This is a genomic window from Nitratireductor thuwali, assembly GCF_036621415.1.
Taxonomy (GTDB): Bacteria; Pseudomonadota; Alphaproteobacteria; order Rhizobiales; family Rhizobiaceae; genus Chelativorans; species Chelativorans thuwali.
Genome location: NZ_CP030941.1, coordinates 2,208,423 through 2,223,866, shown reverse-complemented (window position 1 = coordinate 2,223,866; position 15,444 = coordinate 2,208,423). Strand labels below are relative to the sequence as shown.

19 protein-coding genes and 2 tRNA genes are annotated in these 15,444 nt (G+C 63.6%); 7 read left to right on the top strand and 14 right to left on the bottom strand.

The features are described from left to right. Window positions 1–105 precede the first annotated feature (105 nt). The 3 genes from NTH_RS10775 to NTH_RS10765 all read right to left on the bottom strand — a co-directional run bounded on the left by NTH_RS10775 (window position 106) and on the right by NTH_RS10765 (window position 2,298). Window positions 106–1,104, bottom strand: a complete 999-nt coding sequence (locus NTH_RS10775; RefSeq protein WP_338530019.1) for a BMP family lipoprotein — start codon at window positions 1,102–1,104, stop codon at window positions 106–108. 191 nt (window positions 1,105–1,295) lie between these two features. Next, complete coding sequence (gene msrA, locus NTH_RS10770) at window positions 1,296–1,961, bottom strand: peptide-methionine (S)-S-oxide reductase MsrA (RefSeq protein ID WP_338530018.1); 666 nt, start codon at window positions 1,959–1,961, stop codon at window positions 1,296–1,298. A 22-nt stretch (window positions 1,962–1,983) separates the two neighbouring features. Further along, window positions 1,984–2,298 carry a hypothetical protein gene (locus tag NTH_RS10765; RefSeq protein WP_338530017.1) on the bottom strand — a complete coding sequence of 105 codons (315 nt, stop codon included), beginning with the start codon at window positions 2,296–2,298 and terminating at the stop codon, window positions 1,984–1,986. A 274-nt stretch (window positions 2,299–2,572) separates the two neighbouring features. Between NTH_RS10765 and NTH_RS10760 the strand changes: the two genes are divergently transcribed. From NTH_RS10760 to NTH_RS10750, 3 genes are all read left to right on the top strand, one after another. Beyond that, window positions 2,573–2,662: transfer RNA gene (locus NTH_RS10760), tRNA-Ser, on the top strand. A 73-nt stretch (window positions 2,663–2,735) separates the two neighbouring features. Beyond that, window positions 2,736–3,173 carry an acyl-CoA thioesterase gene (locus tag NTH_RS10755; RefSeq protein ID WP_338530016.1) on the top strand — a complete coding sequence of 146 codons (438 nt, stop codon included), beginning with the start codon at window positions 2,736–2,738 and terminating at the stop codon, window positions 3,171–3,173. After that, the gene (locus NTH_RS10750; protein ID WP_338530015.1) at window positions 3,170–3,373 is read left to right on the top strand and encodes a SlyX family protein; all 204 of its coding nucleotides are present in this window, start codon (window positions 3,170–3,172) and stop codon (window positions 3,371–3,373) included. Before NTH_RS10755 ends, NTH_RS10750 begins: the two co-directional genes overlap by 4 nt. 101 nt (window positions 3,374–3,474) lie before the next feature. Here NTH_RS10750 and NTH_RS10745 read toward each other — a convergent pair whose 3' ends face one another. Next, window positions 3,475–4,389: a LysR family transcriptional regulator gene (locus NTH_RS10745; RefSeq protein WP_338530014.1), complete on the bottom strand. Its 915-nt coding sequence runs from the start codon at window positions 4,387–4,389 to the stop codon at window positions 3,475–3,477. A gap of 205 nt (window positions 4,390–4,594) precedes the next feature. Here NTH_RS10745 and NTH_RS10740 point away from each other — a divergent pair, with 205 nt between their 5' ends. Beyond that, window positions 4,595–4,747, top strand: coding sequence for a hypothetical protein (locus NTH_RS10740; RefSeq protein WP_338530013.1), 153 nt, complete (start codon window positions 4,595–4,597; stop codon window positions 4,745–4,747). Between the two features lie 150 nt (window positions 4,748–4,897). Here the strand turns inward: NTH_RS10740 and rpsA are convergent, their stop codons facing one another. From rpsA to aroA, 4 genes are all read right to left on the bottom strand, one after another. Continuing rightward, a complete protein-coding gene (rpsA, locus tag NTH_RS10735; protein WP_338530012.1) occupies window positions 4,898–6,604 on the bottom strand; it encodes a 30S ribosomal protein S1 in 1,707 nt (568 codons plus the stop codon). A gap of 144 nt (window positions 6,605–6,748) precedes the next feature. After that, on the bottom strand, window positions 6,749–7,375 hold the full coding sequence (gene cmk / locus NTH_RS10730; protein ID WP_338531870.1) for a (d)CMP kinase: 627 nt from the start codon (window positions 7,373–7,375) through the stop codon (window positions 6,749–6,751). Window positions 7,376–7,392: 17 nt separating this feature from the next. After that, the gene (locus NTH_RS10725; RefSeq protein ID WP_338530011.1) at window positions 7,393–8,097 is read right to left on the bottom strand and encodes an SDR family oxidoreductase; all 705 of its coding nucleotides are present in this window, start codon (window positions 8,095–8,097) and stop codon (window positions 7,393–7,395) included. Between the two features lie 9 nt (window positions 8,098–8,106). After that, entirely contained in the window at window positions 8,107–9,447 is a 1,341-nt protein-coding gene (gene aroA, locus NTH_RS10720) for a 3-phosphoshikimate 1-carboxyvinyltransferase (protein WP_338530010.1), read from the bottom strand. A 235-nt stretch (window positions 9,448–9,682) separates the two neighbouring features. Here aroA and NTH_RS10715 point away from each other — a divergent pair, with 235 nt between their 5' ends. The 3 genes from NTH_RS10715 (at window position 9,683) to NTH_RS10705 (ending at window position 11,061) form a co-directional block, all read left to right on the top strand. Next, a complete protein-coding gene (locus NTH_RS10715; protein ID WP_338530009.1) occupies window positions 9,683–10,069 on the top strand; it encodes a TIGR02300 family protein in 387 nt (128 codons plus the stop codon). A gap of 168 nt (window positions 10,070–10,237) precedes the next feature. After that, window positions 10,238–10,313 (top strand) — tRNA-Ala (locus NTH_RS10710). Window positions 10,314–10,482: 169 nt separating this feature from the next. Next, a complete protein-coding gene (locus NTH_RS10705; RefSeq protein WP_338530008.1) occupies window positions 10,483–11,061 on the top strand; it encodes a hypothetical protein in 579 nt (192 codons plus the stop codon). Between the two features lie 7 nt (window positions 11,062–11,068). Here the strand turns inward: NTH_RS10705 and NTH_RS10700 are convergent, their stop codons facing one another. The 6 genes from NTH_RS10700 to phnN form a co-directional block, all read right to left on the bottom strand. Then, entirely contained in the window at window positions 11,069–11,575 is a 507-nt protein-coding gene (locus NTH_RS10700; protein WP_338530007.1) for a hypothetical protein, read from the bottom strand. Next, a complete protein-coding gene (locus tag NTH_RS10695; RefSeq protein ID WP_338530006.1) occupies window positions 11,575–12,219 on the bottom strand; it encodes a CGNR zinc finger domain-containing protein in 645 nt (214 codons plus the stop codon). Before NTH_RS10695 ends, NTH_RS10700 begins: the two co-directional genes overlap by 1 nt. A gap of 107 nt (window positions 12,220–12,326) precedes the next feature. Then, the gene (locus NTH_RS10690; RefSeq protein WP_338530005.1) at window positions 12,327–12,923 is read right to left on the bottom strand and encodes a retropepsin-like aspartic protease family protein; all 597 of its coding nucleotides are present in this window, start codon (window positions 12,921–12,923) and stop codon (window positions 12,327–12,329) included. A 77-nt stretch (window positions 12,924–13,000) separates the two neighbouring features. After that, complete coding sequence (gene upp, locus NTH_RS10685) at window positions 13,001–13,630, bottom strand: uracil phosphoribosyltransferase (RefSeq protein WP_338530004.1); 630 nt, start codon at window positions 13,628–13,630, stop codon at window positions 13,001–13,003. Window positions 13,631–13,800: 170 nt separating this feature from the next. Then, window positions 13,801–14,784, bottom strand: coding sequence for an adenosine deaminase (locus NTH_RS10680; RefSeq protein ID WP_338530003.1), 984 nt, complete (start codon window positions 14,782–14,784; stop codon window positions 13,801–13,803). Between the two features lie 29 nt (window positions 14,785–14,813). Continuing rightward, entirely contained in the window at window positions 14,814–15,443 is a 630-nt protein-coding gene (gene phnN, locus NTH_RS10675; RefSeq protein ID WP_338530002.1) for a phosphonate metabolism protein/1,5-bisphosphokinase (PRPP-forming) PhnN, read from the bottom strand. Window position 15,444 lies beyond the last annotated feature (1 nt).

The following is a 15,444-nucleotide window of genomic DNA, read 5'->3' as shown; positions in this document are numbered from 1 at the left end:
AACTCCGGGCCGGGAACCGGCTTCCGCTTTTCCCGGAACTGCTCCAGCGGCTACGATATGAAAAAGGGCCGCAAGCGGCCCCTTTCCGGTAGCGTCAGACAAGGATTACCAGTAGGGGCAGCTGTTGTCCTCGAGATAGTTGTGCACCTCGATCTCGCCGGCGATGATCTTCGCCTTGGCATCTTCGGCCGCCGCCTTCATCTCGTCCGTGATGAGGCTCTTATTATGCTCGTCGAGCGAATAGCCGACCGCGTCCTCGGCCAAGCCCACATTCTGCACTCCGTAGGTGAACTCATCGTTCTTTGCGTCCATGAAAGAATCGTAGACGGCGACGTCGACCTTCTTCACCATCGATGTCAGAACGTGGCCCGGATGCAGGCTGTTCTGGTTGGAATCGACGCCGATGCCCAGCTTGCCGGCATCCGCGACCGCCTGGAGCACGCCGACGCCGGTGCCGCCGGCGGCATGGTAGATCACGTCCGCGCCCTGATCCATCTGCGTACGGGCGATCTCGGCGCCCTTGGTGGGATCATTCCAGGCCGAAGGCGTGTCGCCGGTGTAGTTGCGGATGACCGTGGTGTCCGGATCGGCCGCCTTAACGCCGCCCACATAGCCGCATTCGAACTTGCCGATGAGCGGCACTTCCATGCCGCCAATGAAGCCCACGGTTCCGGTTTCCGAAGCCATCGCGGCCAGGATGCCGACGAGATAGGAGCCCTCCTGCTCCTTAAAGGTGACGGAGCGCACATTGGGCTGATCGACCACATCGTCGATGATGGTGAAATCGACGTCCGGATATTCCGGCGCGACCTTGTTGAGATACTCGACCCAGGTGAAGCCGGCCATCACGATGGGATTATGCCCGCGCTCGGCGAAGCGCCGCAGCGCCTGCTCGCGCTGAGCGTCGTTGGAAATCTCGAACTCCACATATTCGACGCCGGTTTCTTCCTTGAAACGTTCCGCGCCGGTATAGGCCATCTCGTTAAAGGACTTGTCGAACTTCCCGCCCAGGTCATAAAGCAGCGCCGGCGAGAAATCCTCCTGCGCCACGGCTGCGCCGGACAATGCGGTTGCGGCCAAAAGGCCCAAAACAAAACGCTTCATGTGATCCACACCCTGTAGGTTACATTTTGAGGAAGCTGGAAGCGCGCACTTGCAGCTCGCGACGCCTGCCCCCGGCGGAAATTTTTTCCCGCTCAGGCCGCACTTTGGCATGGGCCATGGCAAATTTCACGCGGAAAATCCGACCTGCGCATCATTCGACCGTCAGGCCGGCATGCGCAGCCGGCGGATCGTCAGCGCGCCCCCACGGCGGGGGCCGGACATTCGACGCCAGTGCCCCTGAGACCGCAATAGCCGCCGGGATTGGCAGCCAGATATTGCTGATGGTCGGCCTCCGCATAATAGAATGTCGGCGCTGGCGCGATCTCGGTGGTGATCTTGCCGCCGCCGGCACCCGAAAGCGCGCGCTGGTACTCCTCCTTCGAGGCCTTGGCTGCTTTCAGCTGCGCGTTGGTCGTCGTGTAGATGGCGGAGCGGTAGGTGGTGCCGACGTCATTGCCCTGGCGCATGCCATGAGTGGGATCGTGGCTTTCCCAGAATATCTTCAAAAGCGCCTCGAAGGAGACGATCGAAGGATCGTAAACCACCTGCACGACTTCGGCGTGGCCGGTGAGGCCGGTCGTCGTCTCGCGATAGGTGGGATTGGGCGTGTGGCCGCCGGCATAGCCGACCGCCGTCACCCATACGCCGTCCGTCTGCCAGAACAGGCGTTCGGCGCCCCAAAAGCACCCCATGCCGAAATAAGCCACCTCCATGCCCTCCGGATAGGGCCCTTTGAGCGGCCGCCCGCTCACCAAGTGCTTTTCGGCGGTGGGAATGGGCTCGGCGCGCCCGGGCAATGCCTCGTCGGGCGTCGGCAGCTTGGTCTTCTTGTTCATCAGGTCGGCAAGAAAGAACATCCCGTTTCTCCTGGCGGCAGCCTCAGGCCGAGGCCGGTTTGCGATGACGGCGCGGCAGGCCGATCAAATGAAGGATGAGGGCCAGAACGGCAAAGACCGCCCAGCCGGGCAGGGTGAGGACGAAGACGATCACCGGGTCCCAAAGGGCAGGCAGGAGATAGCGCTGCACGGTCGCCTGGGCCAGGTTGAGCGTATCGGGGGACACGGAGTACCAGCTCTGGCCGAGCGGCGTGGCTATCCACTCTCCCGCCGCGATGGAGCGCGTCGCGTCGGATACCGCCATGATGATGGCGACGGCCAGTGAGGCCATTCCCAGCATGCGAACAACGAACCGCATCCTCACATTCTCCCGTCATCTCATCCGCCCGGAAAGGCCGGCCTTTATCGCCGGCGGCGCCGCGGAATACCGCCCGCCCGCCTCCAGCCCCCCTGAGATAGGCCCGGCAGGACGCGGTGGCAATCTTCACACGAGGATTTGATAGGCAGCTAATTTTGCCCGGCGCCGGAAAAGCGCTCCCCACGTCTTGGCATTAAGCAACATTTCGACTAGATGAGCCCGGACATCGTTCGATGTTCCAGCCGTCGGGCCTGCCTAGCAGCGGACGGTATGCGGAGAGGTGGCCGAGTGGTTGAAGGCGCACGCCTGGAACGCGTGTATACGGGAAACCGTATCGAGGGTTCGAATCCCTCTCTCTCCGCCATCCTGCCACGCTCTTTCAGCTTCGCAGGATCGGCAGCGCCCCTCATGCGAAGCGGCATGTCTGGATCGCCGGCATGATCGACCGTCCCGCCCCTTCCAATCGCGCGTCCTATCGGGCCTTTCGGACCATCCCGACACGATGGATGGACAACGACATTTATGGCCACATGAACAATGTCGTGCACTATTCCCTGTTCGACACGGCGGTTAACGGCTGGCTGATCGAGAGCGGCGTTCTCGATATCGGCAGGGGAGAGCAGATCGGCCTGGTGGTGGAGACGGGCTGCCGCTATTTCGCCGAAATGGCATTTCCGGACGCGGTGACCGCGGGATTGCGTGTGGCGCATCTGGGCAGGAGCTCGGTGCGCTACGAGGTCGCGCTGTTCCGCAATGAGGAAGAGACGGCGGCGGCCGAGGGCTTCTTCGTGCATGTCTATGTGGACCGCGAAAGCCGCCGCCCTCAGGCACTTGCGCCCGGATTGCGCGCGCTACTGGAGACAATCGCCACATGAGCGAGAAACGGCTCGAAAAACTGGAAATGCTGGTCGCCGAGCAGGAAAAGACCATCGAGGAGCTTTCCGCCGGGCTCGCCGAGCAATGGAAGACCGTGGACCTTCTGCAAAAGAAGCTCGACAGGCTCACCGAGCGCTTCCTGGCGCTGGAGGAGCAGACGGCGCCGGACGTGCCGGTGACCAAGCCACCGCACTGGTGAGGAAACTATCGATTTCGTAAGCAGGTAGATCATCCTCGCGCACACACGCTTGCAGTAGCGTTGCCGCTCCCGAAGCGATCTGGCCGCCAGGCGGCAGCGATCTACGCCGATGGCGACAAGCCCTCCTGCTTCGCCCATTCGGCATGTTCCGTTGCGCGGCTCAGCAGCCAGGAGCGCATCGCCTCAACAGCAGGCCGGCTCGGCCGGCGCGAACTGGAGGAGAGATAGAATGATTTGCGGCCGGGGAGGTTTGGGCCGCAGGGCCGGACCAGCCTGCCCTGACGCAGCATCGCGCCCGCCGTGACATCATCGCCGATCGCGACTCCCACTCCCCTTGCGGCGGCGTCAAGACAGAGATAGGTCCGGTGAAACATCAGGTAGCCGCTGGCGGCATCCAGACTGGCTCCACTACGTTTCAGCGTCTCGTCCCAACCATTCAGCGCGCGGTCGTGGATAAGTGTCTGCGCCTCCAGTCCACGATCAATTACCTGCTCGGCCTGATCGGGGGCACAGACCGGAAAAGACGTGAAATCCAGGAAAAGTTCACGGGAAAAGCCCGGCACATCCATCGGCCCCCAGGTGAGGGCCAGATCCGCATCCGGAGCGATGGTGCGCGGCGGTTCGGCGTAGGAGCGCAATTCTAGTTCTATACCGAGCGTATCCAGCGCATTCTTGTCCAACAGAGGCATGAGCCACAGCAATGCAAGGTCAGAATCGGCCTCGACGACCACCCTCCCTTTCGCGTTCCGCGCCACCTTGGTGCCCGTATCGAGCGAAATCAGCATCAGCCCGTCGGCAACGATCTGCGCATAGCGCGATCCCGCCGCCGTCAATGCGACCTGCCGATGCCGGCGTTCGAACAGGAGTACGCCGAGCTCCGCCTCCAGATTCTTCACATAGCGGCTGATCGAGGCATGCGTAACGCCGAGTTCATCAGCCGCGCGCGAAAAGCTCTGGTGCCGGGCTGCGGCATCGAAGGCGCGGACGGCATTCAGGTTCGGCAGACGGCGGCTCATATGGGTGTGTTACTATATTTCACACAACGAGGAAAATCATTTATGTTGTGTGCGTATCCTGCCGAACTATATTGGGCACACGGACACCGGACCGAGGTGAGCCGGGATACCTTTCTATTCACCAGGTTGACGGCGATAAAACTGGTCGGCGCAAGCGATCGCTGGCGCAGGCCCGGCCGCTCGCGGACATCAAGGAGGCTCTGAAATGTCTCACTACACCATAGGTGCCGGCTCCAGCGCCGGACTGCAGCGCTACGCCCATCAGGCGAACCGTGCGCGCTCGGACGTCCTCAGAAAGGGATTTCTTGCGCTGATGCGGGCTTTCTCCCCGCAATATCTTGCGAAGCGCTCGCACTAGTACCCAGGAGACGACTATCGTTCCAGGCAGGCCAGCCGGGAATGCCTCCTAGCCCTTATGCCGGCGAGCGCGATCCCGCACCCGAACCAAACAAAACCCCGCCGGATCGCTCCGGCGGGGCCTTGATGCAATGGTCAGTGCGGTATTCGACTATTCCTCGTCGCCGCCCTGCTTCTTGAGCGCAGCGCCCAGGATGTCGCCGAGCGAAGCGCCGGAGTCGGTGGAGCCGAACTGAGCGACCGCTTCCTTCTCCTCGGCTATTTCCAGCGCCTTGATCGAGACATTGAGGCGTCTCGTCTTCTTGTCGAACATGGTGACGCGGGCATCGACCTTTTGGCCGACGGAGAAGCGCTCCGGGCGCTGCTCGTCGCGATCACGCGACAGGTCGGAGCGCTTGATGAAGGATTCGACATCGTGATCGACCAGGCGAACCTCGAGGCCGCCATCCTTCACGCCCGTGACTTCGCAGGTCACCACGGCGCCCTTGCGCAGATCACCGGAGGCCGCCGCCTCGCCGACCGAATCGCGGCCGAGCTGCTTGATGCCGAGCGAAATGCGCTCTTTCTCGACATCCACGTCGAGAACCTGCGCCTGAACCACGTCCCCGCGGTTGTACTCCTCGATCACCTGCTCGCCGGGACGCGACCAATCGAGATCGGACAGGTGCACCATGCCGTCCACATCGCCTTCCAGGCCGATGAACAGGCCGAATTCGGTCTTGTTCTTGACCTCGCCCTCGACCACCGTACCGGCCGGATGGGTGCGCGCGAAGGCTTCCCACGGGTTCTCCAGCGTCTGCTTGAGGCCGAGCGAGATGCGGCGCTTGACCGGATCGACCTCGAGAACGACGACCTCGACTTCCTGCGTGGTGGACAGGATCTTGCCGGGGTGCACGTTCTTCTTGGTCCAGGACATCTCGGAGACGTGGATGAGGCCCTCGATGCCCGGCTCCAGCTCCACGAAGGCGCCGTAGTCGGTGATGTTGGTAACGCGGCCGGTGACCTTCTTGCCCAGCGGGTACTTGCCGCCGATGCCTTCCCACGGGTCGGCCTCGAGCTGCTTCATACCGAGCGAGATGCGGTGCGTCTCCTGGTTGATGCGGATGATCTGCACCTTCACCGTCTGGCCGATATTGAGGATTTCGGTCGGATGGTTGACGCGGCGCCATGCCATGTCGGTGACATGCAGCAGGCCGTCGATGCCGCCGAGGTCGACGAACGCACCGTAATCGGTGATGTTCTTGACCATGCCCTCGACCACCTGGCCCTCTTCGAGGTTCTGCACGATCTCCGAGCGCTGCTCGGCCCGGCTCTCTTCGAGCACGGTACGGCGCGAGACGACGATGTTGCCGCGGCGCTTGTCCATCTTGAGGATCTCGAAAGGCTGCGGCGTGTGCATGAGCGGCGATACATCGCGGATCGGACGGATGTCCACCTGGCTGCGCGGCAGGAAGGCGACGGCGCCGTCGAGATCGACAGTGAAGCCGCCCTTGACCTGATTGAAGATCACGCCTTCGACGCGCTCGCCATTGTTGAACTTCTCTTCGAGCTTGACCCAGCTCTCCTCGCGGCGCGCCTTCTCACGGCTGAGCATGGCCTCGCCGAGCGCATTCTCGATGCGTTCGACGTAGACCTCGACCTCGTCGCCCACCTTCATCTGGCCGTCCTTGGCCTTGGCGCCGAATTCCTTCAGCGGCACGCGCCCTTCGACCTTGAGGCCGACATCGATGATGGCCATGTCTTTTTCGATGGCCGTGATGACGCCCTTGACGACGGACCCTTCGCCCGCGTCGCGCTCGGAGAAGGATTCTTCGAGAAGGCTCGCGAAATCGTCGCGAGTCGGATTAAATTGTGACATTGATGCTCCTGAAACACCCCTTTTGGAGGGGCTGGCGCCGGTGGTTCGTGTTGCATGTGGCCCGCCGGGCACCCGAGCAGTCTGCTCTGGCCGCTTTCGCGGCTTTTCCGGCGCATAAGGATGCTTGGCAGGCCGGTTTTCGTCTCAGCGGCCAAATGCGGCGTCTATATAAGCGCAAGCGGCCTGAAACGCGGTCTCTATATCCATTTCGCTCGTATCTAGCAAGTGCGCGTCGTCCGCCGGCCGCAGCGGGCTGTCGGCGCGGCCCATATCGCGCGCGTCGCGGCGCTCCACATCGGCCAGAATCTGCGCATATTCGGCCCTGCCGCCCTGCTCCACGACCTCCTTCCAGCGCCGCTCGGCGCGCACGGCCGCGCTCGCCGTCACGTAGAGCTTCACCGGTGCATCGGGGCAAACCACCGTGCCGATGTCCCGCCCATCGAGGATCGCGCCGGGCGGCATGGCGGCAAATGCGCGCTGCTTTTCCACCAGCGCCCGGCGCACGCCCGGCATCACCGCCACCCTGGATGCCGCCTCGCCGACCTCGTGGGTCGAAAGCAGCTCGCGGTCCAACCTGGAGAGATCGAGCGTCCTTGCCTCGCGCTCGGCCACGGCCTCGTCGTCCAGCGGAAGGCCCTTGTCGAGAAGAGCCTTGGCCACGGCCCGATATGTGAGGCCGGTATCCAGGTGGTGAAGTCCGTATTTCGCCGCCAGCCGACGTGCCAGCGTGCCCTTGCCCGAGGCAGCAGGGCCATCGATGGCGATGGCCATGATCTTTTGGGGGCCGCTCACACGGACCTCGTAATGCCGCCGTCTATGCGGATGTTCTGGCCGGTGATGTAGGCCGACTTTTCGGAAGCCAGGAACAAGATAAGCTCGGCGACCTCGTCCGCCGATCCGTAGCGACCCATGGGGATGCGCGAGCGACGGTCCTCTTTTTCCGGCAGGGAATCGATGAAGCCGGGAAGGACGTTGTTCATGCGCAGATTGCGGACCGCATATCTGTCGCAGAAGAGCTTGGTGAACGCCGCCAGCCCGGCGCGGAAAACACCCGAGGTAGGAAACATCTCCTCCGGCTCGAACGTCGCATAGGTGGATATGTTGACGATCGAGCCCGATCCCTGCGCCAGCATGACCGGCGTCACCAGCCGTGTCGCACGGATGACGTTGAGCAGATACGTCTCCATGCCGATATGCCAATCTTCGTCGGAGATCTCCAGCACCGGGCCTTTTGGCCCGTGACCCGCTCCGTTGATGAGCGCGTCGATGCGGCCGAAACGCTCCACTGTCATGTCGACGAAGCGCTTCAGATCGTCCGGATTCCGGTTGGAGCCGGTGAAGCCCAGGCCGCCCAACTCGTTCGCGAGCGCCTCACCCTTGCCGGAGGAGGACAGGATGGCGACCTGATAGCCATCGGCGGAAAGCTTGCGTGCGGCTTCGGCTCCCATGCCGCTTCCGCCGCCAACGATCATCGCCGTTTTTTCGCTACCCATAGCGTTCTCCTATTCGATCTCGGCTCCGAGATCGGTCATCAGCCTCATGAATTCGGGGAAGCTGGTGGCGATCATGGCGCGATCGTCGACGGTGACCGGCTTCGCGGTCGCCAACCCCAGAATCAGGAAGCTCATGGCGATGCGATGGTCAAGGTGGGTTTCGACCGTGCCGCCGCCCAGGCCCCTGCCCTCCGGTGCGCCGCGCACGCTGAGCGTGGTTTCGCCCTCCGTGCAGTCCACGCCATTGGCCTTGAGGCCGTTGGCCACGGCGGACAGGCGGTCCGATTCCTTCACCCGCAGTTCTTCCAGCCCCTCCATCAGCGTCTCGCCTTCGGCGAAGGATGCCGCGACGGCCAAGACCGGATACTCGTCGATCATCGACGGCGCGCGTTCCGGCGGAACCCGCACGCCCTTAAGCTCGGAAGACCGCACGCGCAGGTCGGCCACGTCCTCGCCACCGGCACTGCGCCTGTTCATGAGCTCGATGTCCGCGCCCATCTCCTGCAGTGTCAGGATGAGGCCCGTGCGGGTCGGGTTCATCAGCACATTCTCGATGGTGATGTCCGAGCCGGGCACGATCAGCGCCGCCACCAGCGGGAACCCGGCGGAGGAGGGGTCGCCCGGCACGGCAATCACCTGCCCCTGGAGCCTGCCCTGCCCCTCGATGCGGATGTGGCGCATGCCTTCGGTGTCTGTCTCCACCTCCAGCGCCGCGCCGAAGCCCGCGAGCATCTTTTCGGTATGGTCGCGGGTCATCACCGGCTCGATCACGGTGGTCACGCCGGGCGTGTTGAGGGCGGCCAGAAGCACGGCGGACTTTACCTGCGCCGACGGCATCGGCACGCGATAGCTGATGGGGGCGGCGCGCTGCGGCCCCTGCAGAGTGATCGGGAGCCGATCGCCAGGCTCGGCCTTCAGCACCTGGGTTCCCATCTCGCGCAGTGGATCGAGCACACGGCCCATCGGGCGCTTCGATAGGGACGGATCGCCGAGGAAGTGCGTTTTCATGTCGTAGGTCCCGACCAATCCCATGGTCAGACGCACGCCGGTGCCTGCATTGCCGAAATCCAGCGGCTCCGCCGGCTCCAGGAGACAGCCATTCCCCGTTCCCTGGATCACCCATTCGGCCCCGTTCCGCTCTATCCGGGCGCCCATTGCCTTCATCGCTTCACCCGTGCGCAATACGTCCTCGCCTTCGAGAAGGCCGGTGATGCGGGTTTCCCCCGAGGCCAGCCCGCCAAACATGAAGGCGCGGTGGGAGATGGATTTGTCGCCGGGAAGTCGGGCCTTGCCGAAAAGGGGGCCGCTCTTCCGGCTGGTCGCGGGCTGCGGCTTGGGATGATCGTTCATGAGGCTCTCGGACGCAGGTTGCTCGGGGAACGGCACAGCCTCTAGCATGCCGACCGGGCCCGGTCATCCCCCGCCGCGGGCCGCCTGCCGCCGCCCATCCGGGGCCAAGCCTCAATAGGCTTTGACAGGGGCGCGATCTGTGGTTATGGGGTCCGAAATCGCGTTAGACTTTTTCCCCGGAAACGGCCCCTGAATGGGCGGTCGAACCGGTCCGTGAAGACGATGAGGCACCACGGTGGCTAAACCGCAACTTGGCACAAAACGCATCTGCCCCGAAACGGGCCGCAAGTTCTATGATCTGAACCGGGACCCGATCGTCTCGCCCTATACAGGCCAGTCCTATCCGCGCAGCTATTTCGAAGCCGGCGGAGATTTCCTGGTCGAGGAAGAGGAAGAGATCGAGGAAAAGGAAGTCGACTCCGAAGAAGGTCCGGAGATCGTCTCGCTCGAAGACGCCGATGAGGAGACCAAGGGCAGCGGCGACGACCTGCCCGACCTCGATGACGAGGACGAGGTGGAACTTGACGATGACGACGACGACACCTTCCTCGCGGATGAGGAAGAGGAAGACGACGACGTGAAGGGAATCATCGGCGTCGGCGAAGACGACGAGGAAAGCTGATCGGCGCCTTGAGCCTGCCGCCGATGCCGAGCGAAAATTCCAGCCCTCGGGCATCAGGCGGGCTTGATTTACAGGACGGGCGGGTTTAGAAGCCGCCATCACAGTCGCCCGGTAACGGGCGGCAGACCTCTAAGCCGGAAACGGCATCGGCCCTTGTGGCCGACGTGTGGGGCCATAGCTCAGCTGGGAGAGCGCTTGCATGGCATGCAAGAGGTCAGCGGTTCGATCCCGCTTGGCTCCACCATTTTTCCTTCCGTTCGAATACATTTCAGGGCGTCAGTCACGGCCGCGGCCGGCCTGACATGCTGCTGCGCGCATCCATGGCGCGTTGCCGATTAATAAAATTTCAATCAAATCCAGCGAGGACTCGGCTCGTGAGGCGGTGGGTGGTGTAGCAGGTTCGGAGTCCCGCCATGCGTGCCGTATTTATCGTTCTGATGCTGGTCTTGGGAGGATGCGCGTCGGCGCCTTCGGGAACGGCGAATGCCTGCTCCATCTTCAGCCAGAAGGACGGCTGGTTCAACAATTGGTACCGGCAGGCCAAGAGCGTGGAGCGCGAATACGGCGTTCCCGTGCCTATTTTGATGGCGACGGTCTACAAGGAGTCGGGCTTTCGCGCCCGCGCCCGGCCGCCGCGCCGGAAGATCCTCGGTTTCATTCCCGGAAAGCGTGCTTCCACGGCCTACGGCTATGCCCAGGCGCTGGATGGAACATGGGCCGAGTACAAGCGGGAAACGGGGCGCTATTCGGCGAGGCGAGCGGATTTCGGCGATGCCGTCCGGTTCATCGGCTGGTATCACAACAAGAGCAACCGGACGAACGGTATAGCGCTCAACGACGCCTACAATCTTTACCTTGCCTATTATGCCGGACATGGCGGCTATGCGCGCGGGACGTGGAAGAACAGTGCAGGCATGAAGAATGCCGCGGCAAAGACCGCCAGCATGGCCCGCACCTACGCCTCTCAGATGGCATCGTGCGGCTATCGCTAGGACGCTCTCAGCCGCCTGGCCTTGCCGCCGGTTCCGGATTGAGATGATAGCCGGGGCCGACGGTCAGGGGCGCGTCGGGCACGACCTTGTCGCTGATCTGGCTCTTGTAGCTGCGCTCCGTCCGCCAGATCAGCTTCTCCCGCTGGCGATCGTATACACTGATCACAACCTTGTAGGGCTTGCCGGCTTCGACCCCGCGAACGGGCGGTGAGCGAAGGGAGTAGCGGTCGGTCATGGGGCTGACGCGTTCCGACGCCTGGTGCGGCCCGCCTCCCCCGGGATCCTCAAAGCTCGCCTCGATGATGGAGCCGCTAGCCAAGGGCCGCACGACCTGCGCGGTGAAACCATAGAACACTTCGGCGTTGCGGTAGTTGAACACGAAGCCGCCGCCCATGATCTTCAGATAGGGTTGATGCGAGGGGTCTTCCCGCGACAGCCAGCCGATGGCGAACAGGATTGCGACCAAGCCCACCGCAACCGCCAGCACCTTCTTCTCGTTCCAGTTTCCGATCATCACCCTGCTTCCGATTTCCGGTCCGATACGGCGCCGCCATGGCGGGCGGCGTAGCGGCGCGCTTTGGCCGCGCCTCCGCAATGGTCCATGCTGCACCAGCGGCGCGAATTGTTCTTGGTTCCGTCGTAGAAGAGCCAGCCGCAGCCCTCCGGCCCCGGACAGTCCTTGAGGCGCTTCAGGTCGTCGCAAAGCAGCGCTCCGGCCGAAACGGCAACGGCCATCAGCGGCGCGCGCAACTCCCGGCGCAGGTGTTCCCAGCGCCATTCAAAACCGGCAGCCTGCTCGGCCAGCACCTGCCGCGAACGCGCCTCGCGCAGCCATTGATTGAGCAGCGCGAGGTCCGGCGGCGGAGAGTGCGAGCCGGCGATTACCGCGCGGAACACCCGATATAGCGCTTCCCGCAGCGCGACCGCTTCCCCGTGGGCGGCGGCGGCAGCGGCCGGTTCGCTGGCAGCATGGGCTTCAAGACCGGACAGTACCGGCGCGTCGAGCGCGCCCGTCTGCCGGCACCAGCCGGCGAGCGAAGAATAGTCGGGGAGATAGTCCTTTGTCGCCGGGCACGACCGGCTGTTGACGGTGTTGACGAAATCGAGGCACAGCCTGCCCCCAAAGAAGAAGGGAACCGGTCCTTCCATGCCTTGCATATCGTCGGCTTCCACGCTGGCCAAACCAGATCGCCCCGTCTTCGGAACTTTCAACCATCTAAACGTGATTTGCCGGTTTTGGCAAGACAGTCGCGCCGAGCAGCCGTCTACTGCTCCAGAAGCAGGGCGCCGTTCTGCATCTGAAAGCTGGCCAGGCGGTTGAGGAAGCTGAGCCCGATCAACGCCCCGTCGAGAGCCTTGTCTTCCAGGATCACGGCCTGCACATTGCCGACATGGATGCGGCCGATCTGCAGGCTGGCGATCTCTGCGGCGGCGGCGGCCGCCTCGCCATTGGCGGTGTTGACCTTGTAGCGAAAGTCGGAGCGGGCAAGCTTCAGGCCGATCCGCCGGGCCGTGGATTGATTTATCGCAACGAAGGTCGCGCCGGTGTCTACCAGCGCATCGACGCGGCGACCGTTCAGCTTGAACTCAGCCTCGTAGTGGCCTTGCGCATCGGCGGGGATGCGCACACGCTTGCCCAGGAGGGTCTCGGTTCCGGGCGCGGTCTCGGCCCGATCCAGGGTCACGGTCAGCTTGGTCGGCTCGGCCTGGGGCGTGGCCCGTTCATAGGCATGGCGAACCAGCTGGCCAAGCAGTTCCGGATTCTCGACATGTATGGCGGGCAGCGCCACGACGACGCCGATGAACGCACCCGCCAGGATGAACTTGCGCAGCATGATCCAGCCCTTTGTTCGCGCGGGCATGTTGGCTGCGATGTGTCACCGCCCGTTTAACGGGCCACGGGAGGCTCGGCTGTTGGTTAACGCGCCTTTAAGCGGGTTTACTTGGTGCCGTACATGCGGTCGCCCGCATCGCCCAGACCAGGCACGATATAGCCCTTTTCGTTAAGCTTTTCGTCGACGGCCGCCGTGAAGATCGGCACGTCCGGGTGGGCTTTGCGAAAGCGTTCGACCCCTTCGGGCGCCGCCAGCAGGCACAGGAAGCGCAGATTGGTGGCGCCCCGCCCCTTGAGCCTGTCCACTGCGGCAATGGCCGAATTGGCAGTCGCCAGCATCGGATCGACCACGATCACCAGCCGGTCTTCCAGATCGGACGGGGCCTTGAAGAAGTATTCCACCGCCTCCAGCGTTTCGTGGTCGCGGTAAAGGCCCACATGCGCCACTCGCGCCGCCGGCACCAGGTCCAACATGCCATCGAGCAGGCCGTTGCCGGCTCGTAGAACCGAGGCGAATACCAGCTTCTTGCCCTCCAGCGTGGGCGCCTTCATCTCCATGATCGGCGTCTCGATCACCCGCGTGGTCATCTCGAGATCGCGCGTCACCTCGTAGCAAAGCAGGAGCGATATCTCACGCAGGAGCCGGCGGAACCCGGCCGTCGAGGTCTCCTTGTCGCGCATGATGGTGAGCTTGTGCTGGACAAGCGGGTGATCGACGATGGTGACGCCCTGCATTGGCTTTCTCCGGCTGCGGTCGGCTTGTCTTCCGCACCCCTGGGGACATCAGGTGATCCTAACCCGACTGCAAAGTGCGTGACGTGAGGATACTAGCCTCGCCATCGGCGCGGTGGCCATAGCCTGAAAGGGGTGGCCACAGCTTTGTAGCGCCGATCCTCCGAGGGCACTTATCCCGAAAGGACCGCCGGCTGCACGACCCGTGTCAAAAGCGCCGACCGGGTCGGCTCGTCCACGAAGGCGGCTTCCACCGCGGTGCGTGTGATGCCGGCAAGCGCCTCCTCATCCAGCCCGAAATGCCGCGACGCGACTTCATATTCATAGCCGAGGCTGGTGCGGAAATGCGGAGGGTCGTCGGAGTTGAGCGTGACCTTGCATCCTGCATCATACAGGGCGGGAAACGGGTGGCCGGCCAAATCGGGAAATACGCCCAGCACCATGTTGGAGACGGGGCATATCTCCAGAACAACGCCTTCTGCCGACAGCCTTTCGACCAGCGCAGGTTTCTCGATTGCGCGCACGCCGTGGCCGATGCGCGCGGGCCGCAGCGTATCCAGCGCCGCCTCGACGCTCTCGGGACCGCCGAATTCGCCGGCATGCACGGTGACGCCCAGCCCCGCCTCACGAGCGATATCGAAGGCGCGTGCAAAATCGCGCGAATGGCCGATGCGCTCGTCGCCGGCCATTCCGAAACCGGTGACGAGCGGGTGGCCGCATTGCGCCGCGAACAGGGCTGCCTTCTCCACAGCCTCAACGCCGACATGACGCACGCCGGTTACGATCATGCGGGCCTCGATGCCGGTCGTTTCGCGCGCGCGGCGCATGCCCTCGGCCAGCCCTTCCGTATAGGATCGGGCGGACAGATCTATGCGTTCGGCGTGATCGGGCGAGGTGAAGAATTCGGCGTAGATGGCGCCCTGGCCGGCAAGCTCACACAGATATGTCTCGGCCAGGAGGGCGTAATCTTCCGGTGTGCGGAAGAGACCGGCCGCACCGTCATAGGCTTTCAGGAAACTCGTGAAGTCATGCCAGTGATAGGCGCCCTCGCGGATGAAGGCGGAAACATCGGCACCATATTTTTCCGCCTGCCGCAGAACGAGCTCTGGCGCGGCTGCCCCTTCGATATGGCAGTGCAGTTCGGCTTTCGGGATCATGCGGCGGTCTGTCTCCAAGCTGAATCGGATCAGACCATATCACACACGTCGCTCCACGCCGCCGCCTTGCGCAGGACCTCCAGAAACTTTTCGCCGGCTTCTTCAAGCGGACCGGAATTCTCGATCACCACGGCATCGCGCACCTGCAGCGACCGGTCTGCTGCCCGCTCAAGCCGGGCCAGCACCTCTTCGCGGCTCTCGCGGCCGCGCGCCGAAAGACGTTCGGCGAGGATGGCGGGAGGCGCGGTCACGATCACCGGCAGGAAGTGATGATACCGCCCGCGCAGCGCACCCATGGCGCCGCGGGACACGTTCGCGACGACCACGCGCCCGGAACGCACGATGTCATCGGCTTCGGCGGGAATGCCGTAGGCCAGCCCGTTGGCGCGCCACGATGCCGCGAAACGCCCTTCAGCCTCGGCCTTGGCGAAAGCGTCATCGTCCAGCGTGTCGTGGACTTCCGAGCCCGGCTCCATGGGCCGCGTGATAATTCGCCGTATGAAGACGATATCGTCGGAATGGGAGCCAAGCCGCCCCCTGGCGTAGTCCATTACGGAATCCTTGCCCGCGCCGGAAGGACCGGCAACGGCCACGAAAACGCCATGCCCTATCGGGAAGGGAGCCTCCGCCTGCGCGCGTTCTATGCTGGCCGAAACCATA